Annotated in this window: 12 protein-coding genes; 4 read left to right on the top strand and 8 right to left on the bottom strand. The window is 72.2% G+C overall.

Annotated elements, in window-relative coordinates:
• Nucleotides 1-115: 115 nt before the first annotated feature.
• Genes hisB through hisD form a run of 3 tightly spaced genes read right to left on the bottom strand, consistent with a single transcriptional unit; the run spans nucleotide 116 to nucleotide 3,170 of the window.
• A complete protein-coding gene (gene hisB, locus ACLJWH_RS07320) occupies nucleotides 116-709 on the bottom strand; it encodes an imidazoleglycerol-phosphate dehydratase HisB (RefSeq protein ID WP_411140753.1) in 594 nt (197 codons plus the stop codon).
• Entirely contained in the window at nucleotides 706-1,839 is a 1,134-nt protein-coding gene (locus tag ACLJWH_RS07315) for a histidinol-phosphate transaminase (RefSeq protein WP_411140896.1), read from the bottom strand. The genes hisB and ACLJWH_RS07315 overlap by 4 nt, the downstream gene beginning before the upstream one ends.
• Before the next feature lie 8 nt (nucleotides 1,840-1,847).
• Nucleotides 1,848-3,170, bottom strand: coding sequence for a histidinol dehydrogenase (gene hisD / locus ACLJWH_RS07310; protein ID WP_411140752.1), 1,323 nt, complete (start codon nucleotides 3,168-3,170; stop codon nucleotides 1,848-1,850).
• A gap of 231 nt (nucleotides 3,171-3,401) precedes the next feature.
• Between hisD and ACLJWH_RS07305 the strand changes: the two genes are divergently transcribed.
• From ACLJWH_RS07305 to ybaK, 3 genes are all read left to right on the top strand, one after another.
• Nucleotides 3,402-5,003, top strand: coding sequence for an oxidoreductase (locus ACLJWH_RS07305; RefSeq protein ID WP_411140751.1), 1,602 nt, complete (start codon nucleotides 3,402-3,404; stop codon nucleotides 5,001-5,003).
• 106 nt (nucleotides 5,004-5,109) lie between these two features.
• Nucleotides 5,110-5,856: an LON peptidase substrate-binding domain-containing protein gene (locus ACLJWH_RS07300; protein ID WP_411140750.1), complete on the top strand. Its 747-nt coding sequence runs from the start codon at nucleotides 5,110-5,112 to the stop codon at nucleotides 5,854-5,856.
• A 17-nt stretch (nucleotides 5,857-5,873) separates the two neighbouring features.
• Nucleotides 5,874-6,398, top strand: coding sequence for a Cys-tRNA(Pro) deacylase (gene ybaK / locus ACLJWH_RS07295; protein ID WP_411140749.1), 525 nt, complete (start codon nucleotides 5,874-5,876; stop codon nucleotides 6,396-6,398).
• Nucleotides 6,399-6,772: 374 nt separating this feature from the next.
• Here ybaK and ACLJWH_RS07290 read toward each other — a convergent pair whose 3' ends face one another.
• The 4 genes from ACLJWH_RS07290 to ACLJWH_RS07275 all read right to left on the bottom strand — a co-directional run bounded on the left by ACLJWH_RS07290 (nucleotide 6,773) and on the right by ACLJWH_RS07275 (nucleotide 10,930).
• Nucleotides 6,773-7,453, bottom strand: a complete 681-nt coding sequence (locus ACLJWH_RS07290; protein ID WP_411140748.1) for an ABC transporter permease — start codon at nucleotides 7,451-7,453, stop codon at nucleotides 6,773-6,775.
• 68 nt (nucleotides 7,454-7,521) lie between these two features.
• A complete protein-coding gene (locus ACLJWH_RS07285; RefSeq protein ID WP_411140895.1) occupies nucleotides 7,522-8,334 on the bottom strand; it encodes an ABC transporter permease in 813 nt (270 codons plus the stop codon).
• 124 nt (nucleotides 8,335-8,458) lie between these two features.
• The gene (locus ACLJWH_RS07280; RefSeq protein ID WP_411140894.1) at nucleotides 8,459-9,391 is read right to left on the bottom strand and encodes an ABC transporter ATP-binding protein; all 933 of its coding nucleotides are present in this window, start codon (nucleotides 9,389-9,391) and stop codon (nucleotides 8,459-8,461) included.
• Nucleotides 9,392-9,631: 240 nt separating this feature from the next.
• Nucleotides 9,632-10,930 (bottom strand): NYN domain-containing protein, encoded by a 1,299-nt coding sequence (locus ACLJWH_RS07275; protein WP_411140747.1) that lies wholly within the window; start codon nucleotides 10,928-10,930, stop codon nucleotides 9,632-9,634.
• A gap of 273 nt (nucleotides 10,931-11,203) precedes the next feature.
• Here ACLJWH_RS07275 and ACLJWH_RS07270 point away from each other — a divergent pair, with 273 nt between their 5' ends.
• Complete coding sequence (locus ACLJWH_RS07270; protein ID WP_411140746.1) at nucleotides 11,204-11,377, top strand: hypothetical protein; 174 nt, start codon at nucleotides 11,204-11,206, stop codon at nucleotides 11,375-11,377.
• A 339-nt stretch (nucleotides 11,378-11,716) separates the two neighbouring features.
• Here ACLJWH_RS07270 and dnaE read toward each other — a convergent pair whose 3' ends face one another.
• Nucleotides 11,717-15,265 (bottom strand): DNA polymerase III subunit alpha, encoded by a 3,549-nt coding sequence (dnaE, locus tag ACLJWH_RS07265; RefSeq protein WP_411140745.1) that lies wholly within the window; start codon nucleotides 15,263-15,265, stop codon nucleotides 11,717-11,719.
• Nucleotides 15,266-15,290: the final 25 nt, after the last annotated feature.

Genomic DNA, 15,290 nt, shown 5'->3' with positions numbered 1-15,290 from the left:
ATCCCCCCGGTCTCCCCCAGGGCTGACGCCCGGGAGGTGCCCCCGGCTCCGCCCGAGCGGCGCAGCGGTGCGGTCATCATGGTCGGCTGCGGCCCGGCGGCCGCTCGTGCGTCGCTCACAGCGCGCCCTTCGTGGAGGGGAGGATGCCGGCCGCGCGCGGGTCGCGTTCGCTGGCGTAGCGCAGGGCGCGGGCCAGCGCCTTGAACTGGCACTCCACGATGTGGTGGGCGTTGCGGCCGTACGGCACGTGGATGTGCAGGGCGATCTGGGCCTGCGCGACGAAGGACTCGAAGATGTGCCGGGTCATCGTCGTGTCGTAGCTGCCGATCATCGGCGCCATCGACTCCGGCTCGGTGTGCACCAGGTACGGGCGGCCGGAGAGGTCCACCGTGACCTGGGCGAGCGACTCGTCCAGCGGGACGGTGCAGTTGCCGAAGCGGTAGATGCCGACCTTGTCGCCGAGGGCCTGCTTGAAGGCGGCGCCGAGCGCGAGGGCGGTGTCCTCGATGGTGTGGTGGGTGTCGATGTGCAGATCGCCCTCGGTCTTGACCCGCAGGTCGAAGAGGCCGTGCCGGCCGAGCTGGTCCAGCATGTGGTCGTAGAAGCCGACCCCGGTCGACACATCGACCTGTCCGGTGCCGTCGAGGTCGATCTCGACCAGCACCGTCGTCTCCTTGGTGGTGCGCTCCACGCGCCCAACGCGGGTCATCGCTTGTTCTCCTTCAGGCTGCGTTCTTTGCAGAGCGTGCGCACCGCGTCGAGGAACGCGTCGTTCTCGGCCGGGGTGCCCGCGGTGACCCGCAGCCAGCCCGGTACGCCGTTGTCGCGGACCAGCACGCCGTGGTCGAGGATCGCCTGCCAGGCGGCGTGCGCGTCGTCGAAGCGGCCGAACTGGACGAAGTTGGCGTCGGAGGTGACGACCTCGCAGCCGATGGCGCGCAGCTCGGTGACCAGGCGGTCCCGCTCGGCCTTGAGCTGCTCGACGTACTTCAGCAGGGTGTCGGTGTGCTCCAGGGCGGCGAGCGCGGTGGCCTGGGTGACGGACGAGAGGTGGTACGGGAGCCGGACGAGCTGGACGGCGTCGACCACCGCGGGGTCGGCGGCCAGATAGCCGAGCCGGAGCCCGGCGGCGCCGAACGCCTTGGACATGGTCCGGGAGACGACCAGATTCGGCCGGCCCTCGATCAGCGGCAGCAGTGAGGGGCGGTGGCTGAACTCGCCGTACGCCTCGTCCACCACGACCAGTGCCCCGGCGCCGTCGGCACGGGCGGCCTGCGCCGCCTCGTACAGCGCGAGGACGGTACCGGCCTCGACGGCGGTGCCGGTGGGGTTGTTCGGCGAGCAGATGAAGACCACGTGGGGCCGGTGCGCGGCGATCTCGGCGGTCGCCGCCGCCACGTCGATCGTGAAGTCGTCGCCGCGCGGTCCGGAGATCCAGCCGGTGCCCGTACCGCGCGAGATCAGCGCGTGCATGGAGTACGACGGCTCGAAGCCGAGGGCCGTGCGGCCGGGGCCGCCGAAGGTCTGGAGCAGCTGCTGGATGACCTCGTTGGAGCCGTTGGCGGCCCAGACCTGGGCGGCGGTGACCGGGTGGCCGCCGGTGCGGGTGAGGTACGCGGCGAGCCCGGTGCGCAGCTCGACGGCGTCCCGGTCGGGGTAGCGGTTGAGGTGCCGGGCGGCCTCGGTGACCCGCTCGGCGATCCGCCGCACCAGCGGTTCGGGCAGCGGGTAGGGGTTCTCGTTGGTGTTCAGCCGTACGGGGACGTCGAGCTGCGGGGCGCCGTACGGGGACTTGCCGCGGAGCTCGTCGCGGATGGGGAGATCGTCGATGCCGGTCACGTGCCTGCTCACTTGCTCTGCGGGACCTTCCAGTCGAACCTGGCCTTCAGCGCGGCGCCGTGGGCCGGCAGATCCTCGGCCTCGGCGAGGGTCACCACATGGTGGGCGACCTCGGCCAGCGCGTCGCGGGAGTAGTCCACGACATGGATGCCGCGCAGGAAGGACTGCACGGACAGGCCCGAGGAGTGGCAGGCGCAGCCGCCGGTCGGCAGGACGTGGTTGGAGCCGGCGCAGTAGTCGCCGAGCGAGACGGGGGCGTACGGGCCGACGAAGACCGCGCCGGCGTTGCGGACCCGGGCGGCGACGGCGGAGGCGTCGGCGGTCTGGATCTCCAGGTGTTCGGCGCCGTAGGCGTCCACGACCTTCAGGCCCGCGTCGAGGCCGTCGACGAGGACGATCGCGGACTGCCGGCCGGCCAGCGCCGTGGTGATCCGTTCGGTGTGCTTGGTGGCCTCGGCCTGCCGCTTCAGCGCGGCCTCGGTGGCCTCGGCCAGCTCGGCGGAGTCGGTGACCAGGACGGCCGCGGCGAGGGTGTCGTGCTCGGCCTGGCTGATCAGGTCGGCGGCGACGTGCTCGGGGTCGGCGGTGGCGTCCGCGAGGACCGCGATCTCGGTCGGCCCGGCCTCGGCGTCGATACCGATCCGGCCCTTGAGCAGGCGCTTGGCGGAGGCGACGAAGATGTTGCCGGGGCCGGTGACGAGATTGACCGGCGGGCATTCGTCGGTGCCGTACGCGAACATCGCGATGGCCTGGGCGCCGCCGGCGGCATAGACCTCGTCGACGCCGAGGAGGGCGCAGGCGGCGAGGATCGTCGGGTGCGGCAGGCCGCCGAACTCCTTCTGCGGCGGGGAGGTGACGGCGATGCCCGCGACCCCGGCCTCCTGGGCCGGGACGACGTTCATCACGACGGAGGAGGGGTAGACGGCCAGACCGCCGGGGACGTACAGGCCGACCCGTTCGACCGGCACCCAGCGTTCGGTGACCGTGCCGCCGGGGACGACCCGGGTGGTGGTGTCCGTACGGCGCTGCTCACGGTGGACGATCCGGGCGCGCCGGATGGACTCCTCCAGGGCGGCCCGGACGGCCGGATCCAGCTCCTGGAGGGCGCGGTCGAGCGCCTCGGCCGGTACCCGCACCCGCTCGATGTCGACGCCGTCGAACCGCCGCGCGTACTCGATCAGCGCCGCGGTGCCGCGATGGCGTACGTCCTCGCAGATGGGCCGCACCTTCTCCAGGGCGGCTTCCACGTCGAACTCGGCACGGGGCAGCAGGTCGCGCAGGGCGCCGCCCTCGGGGAGGGCGTCACCGCGCAGATCGATTCGGGAGATCACAGTCCCAGTGTCTCAGACCGGTTCTCGGGCCCGAGCGGCCGTATCACTCAGTGATACCCGGCGCGGCCCGGTCCGGACGGCGGCCGGAACCGTCCGGACCAGGCCAATTCCGGCCACGTGTCCGGACCACCGGAAGTTGACCGGAGTTGACCCTCACCGCGCGTGTTCAAGCGGTCACCACCGGGCATGGCATCCGTACAGACGTACGGCGACGGGAAGGGGGGAGCCCACGTGACCGAGCACGAGGACGGCGACGCGCCCGCGGACCTGCGGCTGACCTCGGCGGAATGGGGCATGTGGCAGGCGTTCCGCAACGGCAGCACCTGCGATCTGCACGTGGGCGATCCGGTCCGGGACGATCCGCACGGACAGCATCTGTGGGGGCCGGAGCGCCGGGTGCGGGCCCGCGTCGTGGCCCTGCTGCTGCTGGAGAGCCCGCACGCCCAGCCGGGCCGGGTCGCCGCGCTCAAGCTCACCGGCGCGTACATCACGGACACCCTCGACCTCGCGGGCGGCACGATCAAGCCATTCGTGGAGCTGCGCGACTGCCGCTTCGAGGCGGAGGTGGTGCTGCCCGAGAGCCGGTTCACGACCCTGCGGCTGGTGAACTGCGCGATCCCCCGGGTGGAGGCGGCCCGGCTGCACACCGAGGGCGATCTGCATCTGCCGCGCTGCGTGGTGCAGTCCGGCGTCCGGCTCACGGACGCCCAGATAGGCACGGACCTGCTGCTCAACCAGATCGTGGTGCACAAGGACCGGCAGGGCAGGTCGATCATGGCGGACGGTATGACCGTCGCCCAGGACCTCCAGGCCGAGATGATCGAGTCCTACGGCGAGCTGTCGCTGCGCGGCGCCACGGTCGGCGTCACGCTCAGCCTGCGCGGCAGCCGGCTGAGCAACCCCTTCGGCCGCCGCGCGCTGAACGCCCCGCAGCTGACCGTCGAGCGCACCCTCTATCTGACGGCCGCGGGCCTGGCGAACTCCCCCTTCTCCAGCGGCGTCACGCCCCCGTACGGCATCTCGCACACCCCCTCCCGCGGCACCCGCATGCAGCGCTTCGAGTGCGAGGGCGGGATGCGGCTGGACGACGGGCGGTTCGGCGACGCGATCGACCTGGAGGACGCCCGGTTCGTCATGGAGTCCGACCAGGAGCTGTCGCTGCGCCGCATCCAGACGCCCGAACTGCGGTTCCTCGGCGAGCGTCCGCAGCGCGGCCGGGTGGTCCTCTCCGGCGCCCGGGTGGTCACCCTCGTCGACAGATCGGCGAGCTGGCCGGGGCTCGGCGGGCTGTGGATGGCCGGTTTCGCCTACGAGACGCTGGTCCCGCACGGCCGTTTCCCGCTCACCGTGCGGCTGCGCTGGGTGGCGGCGGCGACGCCCGAGTACGCACCCGAACCGTACGAGATGCTCGCCGCCGCGCTGCGCCGCAGCGGCGAGGACTCCGGCGCCCGGGAGGTGCTGCTGGCCAAGCAGCGCCGCCGCCGCGAGACGCTCCCCCTGGCGGGGAAGGCATGGGGCTTCCTCCAGGACTGGACGGTGGCGTACGGCTACCGCCCCGGCCGGGCCGCGGTGTGGATGGCCATCCTGTGGGCGATCGGCGCGGCCTATTTCGCCGGGTCCCCGCCGCCGCCGCTCAAACCGGAGGAGGCGCCGGTCTGGAACCCGTACCTCTACGCCCTGGATCTGCTGCTGCCGGTGGTGGACCTCAACCAGGGCACCGCCTGGAAGCCGGCCGGCGGCGCGCAGTGGGTGGCGGCCGTACTGATCCTCGCCGGGTGGGTGCTGGCCACGACGGTCGCGGCGGGTGCGTCCCGGCTGCTGCGGCGGCAGTAGCGGACGGCGGGCCGGGGCGGGGTCCCGCGGCCCCGGCCCGCCGTTCGCGCTCCGCGTACCGGCCCGTGGGGGGCGCCCGGGGCCGCAGGCTCTAGGCTTGCCGACTGTGACTTCCGTGCGCCTGCCGCTCTTCCCGCTGAACTCGGTGCTGTTCCCGGGACTCGTGCTCCCGCTGAACGTCTTCGAGGCGCGGTACCGGGCGATGATGCGCGATCTGGCCGCCAGGCCCGAGGACGACCGCCGGTTCGGCGTGATCGCCATCCGGGACGGCCATGAGGTCGCCCCCACCGCGCACGGCATGCCGGACGCCACCCTGCCCGCCGCCGAAGGCCCCACGGCGGGCTTCGGCGACGACCCGATGCGGGCGTTCCATCCGGTGGGCTGCATCGCGGACGCGGCGACCATCCGTGCCAGGTCGTCCGACGACGACAGCGGCTACGAGGTGCTGGCGACCGGCACCCGCCGTTTCCGGCTGCTGTCGGTGGACGCCTCGGGGCCGTATCTGACGGGCGAGGTGGTGGAGCTGGAGGAGGGCGAGGGGACCGGCGCGGGGGCGCTCGCCTCGGGCGTCGTACGGGCCTTCCGCACCTATCAGAAGCGGCTGGCGTGGGCGAACGAACGCACCCTGTCCACCGGGCAGGACCTGCCCGCCGACCCGGCCGTGCTCTCCTACCTCGTGGCCGCCGCGGCCGTACTGGACATCCCCGCCAAGCAGCGGCTGCTGGAGGCGGCGGACACCGCGACCCGGCTCACCCAGGAGCTGAAACTCCTTCGCCAGGAGTCGGCGCTGCTCGGTAAGCTCCCGTCGCTGCCGGCCGTGAATCTGACCCGGCAGCCGACCAGCCCCAACTGACGCGAGGCGCTCCCCAGTTGTCGAAGAAGTCGAAGAAGCAGGCGAAGCACGAACCGTCGCGGTCCGGCGCCGGCGGCACCCCGGCGACCGTCGCGCTCACCGCCTCCGGTGTCGCGTTCACGGTGCACGCGTACGAGCACGACCCGGCCGCCGCCTCGTACGGCGAGGAGGCCGCCGAGGCGCTCGGCGTCGCACCGGAGCAGGTGTTCAAGACCCTGCTGGCGGAGGTGGACGGCACCCTGACCGTCGCGGTGGTCCCGGTGTCCGGCTCCCTGGATCTCAAGGCGCTGGCGGCCGCGGTGGGCGGCAAGCGGGCCGCGATGGCCGATCCGGCGGCGGCCGAGCGGAGCACGGGGTACGTCCTCGGCGGCATCTCGCCGCTCGGCCAGCGCAAACGGCTGCGGACGGTGGTGGACGTATCGGCCGAGGGCCGGCCGACGGTCTGCGTCTCGGCGGGCCGGCGCGGCCTGGAGGTCGAGCTGTCCCCCGCCGATCTGGTCGCGCTGACCGGCGCGCGGCTGGCACCGATCGCCCGCGGCTGAGCCCGGGGGCGAGGCCCGGGTCACGGGGCCGGGTTGACGGAGCCGGGGCGACGGACCGGCTCATGGGACCGGATCGTGGCGGCCGGGCCCCGGGCAGCCGGGCGGGCATGGCCGAGAACAGCCGCGGACGGCGCCGTACGGCGGCCGCGGGCCCGTCCGGAGCCTTTACGGCGGGCGCCTCCTCGGCTACGACCGGGGTGGAGGTACGCCATGTCGAAGAGGACCCGCAAGCGGAAGTGGCGCATCAGGAAGCGCCGGGCCAACCACGGACGCCGGCCGTCCTGAGGCCCCGGGGACCGGGACCTGCCGGACGGCTCCGGTCCGCGGCGCCCGCCGGCCGGATGTCACGGGCCGGGCGCCGGGACCGGCCGTCGTCACCGCTCCTGCGGTCCCAGGTGGCCGGACCAGTCCGGCACCACGGGCGGCTGCTCCGGGTCGCGCGGCCCGAACAGCCCGGTCAGCACCACCTGCACCACCATCGCGGCGATCGGCCAGGCCAGCAGCACGCCCTTGGCCTGGAGCCGCAGCGGGCCGTAGAAGGTCACCCCGGTGCCGACCTCCTTGGCGTGGGCGACGACATCCGGTGTGGGGCCCAGCCACATGCCCGTCAGCCAGCCCACCACCGCGGCGAGCAGCCCGCCGACGACCAGCGCCGCCACCAGCGGAAGCCCGCCCCGCCGGCGGAAGAGGAACACCACGGCGGCGCTGAGCGCCCCGAAACCGAGGGCCAGCAGCACGAACGTGCCGTCCGCGCCGATCGCCTCCTCCCCCTCGGCGTTCTTGAGGTAGACGTTGCGGGTGTCCGCGATCAGCGGGGTGTGCGGCGCCAGCCACGCCCACAGCACACCGAGCAGCACACCGCTGACCGCCAGGACGAGCGCGAGCACGGCGCCCTCGACCAGCTCGCGGCGGAATCCGGGGCCGCCGAGGCCGCCGTGTTCCGCGGCCCCGTACCCGTCGGGGTCGGCCGTGGCTCCCCCGGTGGCGGGCGCGGCCCAGGGGTTCCGCGGCTCTTCGGGCGGTTGGTCGTCGCGTGGCGTCAGCGGTGCGGTCACCTTGTCATCGTGCCAGGTCGGCGCCGTGCCGCCAGCAGCAGGACGCCCGTTCGGGCCTGTCGGCCCGGTCACCGGACCGCCGCCCGGCGGTACGCCCAGGCCGCGACGGCCAGCGAGAGCACGCCGACGGCCGCACAAACGCCCAGGTCGGCGCCGATCGCCCACCAGTCGGGGCGGGCGTCGAAGCTCCGCCCCAGCGCCTCCACCCCGTACGTCGAGGGCAGCAGATCGCGGGCGTAACCGATCGGCGCGGGCAGCCGGCCGGCCGGCAGTACGCCCAGCAGCAGCGCCGCCGACATGCCCAACTGACCACAGAGGGTGGCCAGTTCAGGGCGGGGGGCGAGCAGTCCGAGGGCGGCGCCGAGGCCGGCGAGCGCCGCACCGGCCAGCGGGATCACGGCGGCCAGTATCCACAGGTTGGCCATCGGCAGCTGGAAGAGCAGACAGCCGGTGACGGCGGTGACGACCGTGCCGGGCACGGTGAACGAGGCGTACGCACCGGCCGCCCCGAGCACCACCGCGGCCGGCGGCACGGGCAGCGTCGCGTAGTGGTCGAGCCCGCCACCGGCCCGTAGCTGCCCGAAGTACTGCGCCAGCAGATTGAGTGCCACGAAGGCGACGACCAGCACACTGGCCCCGGACACCACGGCCCGCGCCTCGTCGCCGCCGTCGACCACCCCGCGCATCAGGATCATGATCCCGACGGACTGGAAGGTGGCGACGAAGAGCAGGGGGATCCGGGCGACCCGGGCCCGCGAGAGCTGGGCGCGGTAGACGGCGCCCAGCGCGGGGAACAGGCGGGCGCGCGGCCCCAGCGGGGCGGCCGGGCCGTCCTCGGGCCACGCCCCGGGATCCGGGGTGCCCACTCCGGTCCCGGCCACCGCTTCCGCGGGAACCACACTCACGCCTCCACCAAGCCTTCCTCGGTACGTCTTCGGTACGCCCCCGTACCCGCCATGCCGGGCGCCGGGCGGTCGCCGCCCGCGGCCGCCGCGCTCCCCCGCCTCACCCCTTGACCAGCCCTTCCCCGCGCCCGCCGAGTGCCAGATACACGTCCTCCAGGCTGGGCGTGGCGAGGGTGAAATCGTCCAGGGCGGCGAAGGCCGGGCCCGCGGTGACGGCCGAGACGGCGGCGCGGGCCTGTCCGGCGGGGAGGCGGAGGGTCCAGCGGCGGCCGGCCGCGCGGGCGGTGGCGGCGAGGGCGGCGACCTCGGGGACGTCCAGGGGCGGCTGATCCCGCCACACCAGTTCCAGCCGGATCTCCTCCCCCACCAGTTCCTTCAGCCCGCCCGGTGAGTCGCAGGCGATGACCCGGCCCCGGTCGATCACCGCGACCCGGTCCAGCACGCTCTCGGCCTCCAGCACGTTGTGCGTCACCAGCACCACGGTGGTACCCCGCTCGGCCCGGCGCCGGTCCACCGCGGCCCACACCGCGCGCCGCGCGACGGGGTCCATACCGGTGGTCGGCTCGTCCAGTACCAGCAGCGGCCGCTCGCCGATCAGCACGGCCGCGAAGCACGCCAGCCGCCGCTGTCCGCCGGAGAGTTTCTTCAGGGCGCGGCCCGCGATGTCCGCGAGGCCCAGTTCACCGACGACCGCGTCCCGCCGGGCCCGTGCCTCGCGCGCGGTCAGTCCGCGCAGCCGGCCGGTGGTCTCCACGGCGAGCGCGACGGTCATCTCGTCCAGCGCGGTGGACTCCTGACCCAGATAGCCGAGCAGCCGCGCGGCCCGCTCAGGGTGGCGCACCAGGTCGTGGCCGAGCACGGACACGCTGCCGGAATCCGGTCGCAGCAGTCCCGTCAGCTGGCGCACCAGGGTGGACTTGCCGGCGCCGTTGGGGCCGAGCAGCCCGAAGATCTCGCCGCGCCGCACGTCGAGGCTGATGCCGTCACTGGCGCGTACCGCGGGCGCCTGTGCCGCCCCGCGGCGCCCGCGCATCGCGGGGTACGTCTTGACCAGGTCCCGTACGGCACACACCGTCGCGCCGCGCTCCACCTGTTTTGCGCCCGTTCTCACGAGCTATGAGGGTACGCGGCCCCGTGCCGCCCCCGGCCCGCGGGTCAGGGGCGGCACCGGGGCCGGGGCGGCGGGCCGTGCGCGGGGGACGGACGCGGGCGCGCGGCCGGCGGGCGAGGTGCGGCGGGCCCGCCGCGCGCGGCGGGCGGCCGGATGCGGCCGTCAGTCCCCGGCCGGGGTGCGCTCGGCGGCGGTGCGCTGGTCCACCTCGCGCCAGAATCCGGCCCGGATCGCATAGCGGTCGTGCTCGTCGATCTGGTCGTCCTTGTGGGCGAGCAGGCCGAACCGGGCGGCGTAGCGGAGCAGTTCGCCGTCGATGCGGTGCGGGATACGCGGGTACTCCACCGAGAGCTGCTGGAGATGCGCCGTGCCGGAGAGCCGCTCGGTCCAGCGCCGGGCGAAGACCTGGCCGACCTCGAAGGGGTCGCCGCTGACGGCCGTGATGTCCTCCTCACGGTCGGCCCAGCGCTGCTCGGCGCTGGTCAGCTGGGCGAGGGTCGGCAGGGACGCGGTCTCGGACAGTTCGCCCGCCGGGCCACCGCGCTCGACCCACCCCTTGTCGGAGGACCAGCGCAGAGTGGCGCTGGGTGCGGGCACCTGCTGGCCGCCGGACGCCGGGGCGGCCGGTCCCGGACCCGCGGCGTGGGTCCGGCTCAGCCCGGCCAGATCCTTGGGCGTGGGGACGACCCTGGGGCCGGTGGTGCCGGAGTTCTCGTCCGTCGCGCTGTCGTCGGTGCTCCCGGGCCGCGCCGTACCGTTCGTGCCGTTGCGGCGTTCGTGGCCGTGGTCGGTGGTGTCCGACCCGGTGGCGGCGGCGGCCGCGGCGGCGACCGCGGACTCCGGCAGCGGCGCGGAGAGGATCGCGGCGATCTCGGGGCGCGGTACGGGGGGCGGTGCGCAGGGGCCGCCGATCTCCTTGGCGCGTACCGCCCGGGTGATCCAGGCCCGGTCCAGCACCCGCCGTTCGTCGGCCTCCGCGACCAGGTCCTCGGACTGGTTGTAGTCGCCGTCCGCGGCCTGGACGGCCCACAGGTGGACGGCGACGCCGTGCTCCTTCGCCGACATCAGACCGGGCAGCAGATCGCCGTCGCCGGTGACGAGGACGATGTCGGAGCAGGCACGGTTGCGGGCGAGTTCGGTCAGCTCGGCGTGCATGGCGGCGTCCACGCCCTTCTGCGCCCAGCGTCCGTCGCTGCGGGTGAGGGCGCCGAGCCGGACGGTGACCCGCGACATGACGCGGAGCCGGCGGTGCTCGGGCTGCGGGACGCGGTCGGGGGCGCCGTCGAACCAGTAGATCCGCAGCAACGGCCGTTCCGTATCGGCCTCGGCCCGCTGCCGCAGGCCCTGGATGAGGGCGGCGTGATCGACGGTGATCCGGGACCGGGCAGGCTCTCCGGCGAGCAGACTCGCGGCGGCGCCGAGCAAATATCCGGCGTCCACCAGGACGACGCAGCGATCCACGTTCCACCCTCTTCCCTGAGGTGCTGAAGTCCGGTCGCCCCCCGGCTCGGCCTGTGGCACGAGTTTCCTTCGGCTTTCCTTCGAGTCTGCCCGACCGTACGGGGGTTATCTGCCCGAACTCGATCATCGGCGTGGCGGATTCGGCGGGGATCCCGGGTGGTTCGCGTGACCTCCCGCATCACCCGCGGTAATTACCCGAAATGCGGTGCCTTGTCCGGCGTGTAAGTCTGGTCCCGGCCCCGATCTCAGGATCCCCCCTCAGGAGGCATGATCATGGCCAAGCACAAGAAAGACCGAAATAAGCAGCAGAAGGCCGGACCGGCCGAGCGCGGTCACGAGCAGTCCCAGAAATCGTCCCTCGACGCGATATCCCAGCCACAGCAGTCGGCCCAGGGCAATCCGGCGGACGTCGCCCGCAAGCACCAGCGGCGCTTCGGCCACAACTGACACAGCGCACCGATGAGTTGAGGGGCGCGCCCGGTGCGGACGCGCCCCTCGGCCTGGGCACCGCGGCCGGCCGACGGCCGTCCCTCGTACGGGTTCCGGTTGCGGCGCACACGCTCTTCGCGCAGAGGTCCGCCGCATCCCACGGTTGTTACCCGTTCGGGTACACCACCGCTGTGGCTGAGCAACGTCGCCGCCACCGGGGCGGGCCGCCCTCGCCGGGGCGCCCGCCGGACCCGGGCGCCCGCGCATACGGGGCGTCCGGGCGTGCGGCGGCGTCCGGGCCGTCGCCACCGGGACGGACCGGCGGCCCCGCGCCCGGTGACCGGGGCCCGCCGGGGCTCAGCCCGCCAGGCAGGACGGGCCGAGCAGCACCTTGAGATCGCCGAACAGCGACGGGTCGGGTGTGACCCGGTGCCGGTCCAGCCGGAGCACGGTGGTCTTGCGGGCCCCCAGGAGCTTGATCCGCACCTCCGTGGAGCCGCGGTGGCTGCTGAGCACCTCACCGAGCTTCTCGACCATCGGCGGGGTGACCTTGACCGTCGGGATGATGATCGTGACCGGCGCGTTCGCCCCCGCCTCGGAGAGGTCGGGGACCATCATCTCCATGGCGACCAGCCGCGGGATGTCCTCCCGCTTGTCGAGCCGGCCCTTGACGAACACCACGGTGTCCTCGACGAGTTGGGTCGACACCAGCTGGTAGGTCGCCGGGAAGAACATGCAGTCGATGGAGCCGGCGAGGTCCTCGACGGTGGCGATGGCCCAGGCGTTGCCCTGCTTGGTCATCTTGCGCTGGAGGCCGGAGATGATGCCGCCGATGGTGACGATCGAGCCGTCCGAGTAGTCGCCGCCGGTCAGCTGGGCGATGGCCGCGTCCGCCTTGTCGGACAGAACGTGTTCCAGCCCGAAGAGCGGGTGGTCGGAGACGTAGAGGCCGAGCATCTCGCGCTCCTGGGCGAGGAGGTACGCCTTGTCCCACTCGATGTCCGAGAACTCGACGTCGAGCCCGAAGCCGGGGCCGTCGGAGCCGTCGTCGGAGCTGTCGCCCATCCCGCCGAAGAGGTCGAACTGCCCCTCGGCCTCCTTGCGCTTGACCTGGACGACGTTGTCGATCATCGATTCGTAGTGCGCCGTCAGCCCCTTGCGGGTGTGGCCCATCTCGTCGAAGGCGCCGGCCTTGATCAGCGATTCGGTGGTGCGCTTGTTGCAGGCGACCGCGTCGACCTTGTCGAGGTAGTCGGGGAAGGAGGCGTACTTCCCCTTGGACTTGCGGCAGCGGATGATCGAATCGACGACGTTCTGGCCGACGTTGCGGACCGCGGTGAGGCCGAAGAGGATCACGTCGTCGCCCTGGGCGGCGAAGTTCGCCTCCGACTCGTTGACGTTCGGCGGCAGCACCTTGATGCCCATGCGGCGGCACTCGTTCAGATAGACCGCCGACTTGTCCTTGTCGTCGCGCACCGAGGTGAGCAGTCCGGACATGTACTCGGCCGGGTAGTTGGCCTTCAGATACGCGGTCCAGTACGTGACCAGGCCGTACGCGGAGGAGTGCGCCTTGTTGAAGGCGTAGCCGGCGAAGGGGACCAGGACGTCCCACAGGGCCTGGATCGCCGCGTCCGAGAAGCCCTTCTTCTTCGCGCCGGCCTGGAAGAGCACGAAGTTCTTGTCCAGCTCCTCCTTCTTCTTCTTGCCCATGACGCGGCGCAGCACGTCGGCCTCGCCGAGGGAGTAGCCGGCGACGATCTGCGCGGCCTTCTGCACCTGCTCCTGGTAGACGATCAGGCCGTGGGTGAGGCCGAGGACCTCCTTGAGCGGCTCCTCCAGCTCCGGGTGGATCGGGGTGATCTCCTGCTGGCCGTTCTTGCGCAGCGCGTAGTTCGTGTGCGAGTTCATGCCCATCGGGCCGGGCCGGTACAGGGCCGAGACGGCGGAAATGTCCTCGAAGTTGTCGGGCTTCATCAGCCGCAGCAGCGAGCGCATCGGGCCGCCGTCGAACTGGAAGACGCCGAGGGTGTCGCCGCGCTGGAGCAGTTCGTAGGTCTTGGGATCGTCCAGCGGGATGGAGAGGAGATCGAGGTCGACGCCCTTGTTGGCCTTCACCATCTTGACGGCGTCGTCCATGATCGTGAGGTTGCGCAGGCCCAGGAAGTCCATCTTCAGCAGGCCGAGCGACTCACAGCTGGGGTAGTCCCACTGCGTGATCGTCACGCCGTCGGTGTGCCGCACCCAGACCGGGACGTGGTCGGTGATGGTCTCGCTGGACATGATCACGCCGGCCGCGTGCACACCCATCTGCCGGACCAGGCCCTCGACGCCCTTGGCGGTGTCGATGACCTTCTTGACGTCCGGTTCGTTCTCGTACATCCCCCGGATCTCGCCCGCCTCGCCGTAGCGCGGGTGCTTGGGGTCGGTGATGCCGTTGAGGTCGATGCCCTTGCCGAGGACATCGGCGGGCATCGCCTTGGTGAGGCGGTCGCCCATCGCGTACGGGTAGCCCAGGACGCGCGCGGAGTCCTTGATGGCGTTCTTCGCCTTGATGGTGCCGTACGTGCCGATCATGGCGACCTTGTCTGCGCCGTACTTCTCCGTCACATACCGGATCACTTCGACGCGCCTGCGCTCGTCGAAGTCGATGTCGACGTCGGGCATGGAGATGCGCTCGGGGTTGAGGAACCGCTCGAAGATCAGCCCGTGCTCGATGGGGTCGAGGTCGGTGATGCCCATGGCGTACGAGACGATCGAGCCGGCCGCGGAGCCACGGCCGGGGCCGACCGCGATGCCGTTGTTCTTCGCCCACATGATGAAGTCGGCGACCACCAGGAAGTAGCCGGGGAACCCCATCTGGATGATGATGTCCATCTCGTACTCGGCCTGCTTCTGGCGGTCCTCGGGGACCCCGTTCGGGAAGCGGCGGGCCATGCCGACCCGGACCTCTTCCTGGAACCAGGTGACCTCGGTGAACCCCTCGGGCACGTCGAACTTCGGCATCAGGTCACGCTTGTCGAACCAGCCGTCGTTGTTGATCTGCTGGGCGACCAGGAGGGTGTTGGCGCACCCCTCCTGCCAGGCGTCGGAGGAGTCGATGGCGTACATCTCGTCCGTCGACTTGAGGTAGTAGCCGGTGCCGTCGAAGCGGAAGCGGTCCGGGTCGGAGAGGTTCTTGCCGGTCTGGATGCACAGCAGGGCGTCGTGCGCGGTGGACTCGTTCGCGTAGGTGTAGTGCGAGTCGTTGGTGACCAGCGGCGGGATGCCGACCTTCTTGCCGATCTCCAGCAGACCGTCGCGCACCCGCCGCTCGATCTCGATGCCGTGATCCATCAGCTCCAGGAAGTACCGGCCCTCGCCGAAGATGTCCTTGTAGTCGGAGGCCGCCTGCACCGCCTCGTCGAACTGGCCGAGCCGCAGCCGGGTCTGCACCTCGCCCGACGGGCAGCCGGTGGAGGCGATCAGCCCCTCCGACCACTGCGCGATGGTCTCCTTGTCCATCCGGGGCCACTTCGTCAGCCAGCCCTCGGCGTACGCGTCGGAGGAGAGCCGGAAGAGGTTGTGCAGACCGGTCCGGTTGGCCGCCCAGATGGTTTTGTGGGTGTAACCACCGGAACCGGAGACGTCGTCGCGCTTCTGGTGCGGCTGGCCCCACTGGATGCGCCGCTTGTTGCGGCGGGACTCGGGGGCGACATACGCCTCGATGCCGATGATCGGGGTGACGCCCGCCTTTTTCGCCTGATGGAAGAAGTCGTAGGCGCCGTGGAGGTTGCCGTGGTCGGTCATCGCGATATGCGACATGCCCATCTCGTTGCACGCGTTGAACATGTCCTTCAGCCGCGCGGCACCGTCCAGCAGCGAGTACTGGGTATGGACGTGCAGGTGCGTGAAGGGCGGCTTGGCCACGGCGGAAGACCTCCGGGAAACGGTC

Source organism: Streptomyces sp. x-80 (assembly GCF_046549095.1).
In the GTDB taxonomy this organism is placed as follows: Bacteria; Actinomycetota; Actinomycetes; order Streptomycetales; family Streptomycetaceae; genus Streptomyces; species Streptomyces celluloflavus.
This window is presented reverse-complemented; position numbering and strand designations above follow the sequence as displayed.